Source organism: Candidatus Thiosymbion oneisti (genome assembly GCF_004359955.1).
In the GTDB taxonomy this organism is placed as follows: Bacteria; Pseudomonadota; Gammaproteobacteria; order Chromatiales; family Chromatiaceae; genus Thiosymbion; species Thiosymbion oneisti.
In genome coordinates, this window is sequence record NZ_SMSC01000148.1 from 1 (window position 1) to 492 (window position 492).

Sequence of the window (492 nt, forward strand, 5' to 3'; positions counted from 1 at the left end):
ACTTATCCGCCGATTCAAGACGACGCCGGCGAATGTGCATGACAGCCGCGTGTTTGATGACCTCATCGATCCTGACAACGTGGATCCTCAGGTTTGGGCTGATAGCGCGTACCGCAGTGAAGAGACCGAGCAGGTGCTGCAAGATGCCGGCTATGAGAGTCACATCTGCGAGAAGGGTCAGCGCAACCGACCGCTCAGTCACGAGCAGCAGGCGAACAACCGCCAGCGCTCGAAGATCCGCTCCCGTGTCGAGCACGTCTTTGGCTTCCAGGAGAACAGCCTGGGTGGAAAATTCATCCGCACCATTGGTTTAGCTCGGGCCAAGATGAAGATCGGGTTGATGAACCTGACCTACAATCTGGTGCGCTACCTGCAGCTCACCAAAGGCAGGGAAGGTGCGCCTGCTGCCGCCTGAAAAGGCCCAAGACAGCTCGAACAAGGCCATCTGGCAATACGAAGCGCAGTCAATTGCCCACATTTTCTCCCCAATTC

General features: G+C 56.9%; 1 protein-coding gene. It reads left to right on the forward strand.

Going from position 1 to position 492, the window contains the following annotated elements; all coding sequences use genetic code 11:
- Positions 1–415, forward strand: a 415-nt coding sequence (locus E1958_RS19825; protein WP_133513394.1) for a transposase, incomplete at its 5' end; no start/stop codon positions are given.
- Positions 416–492 lie beyond the last annotated feature (77 nt).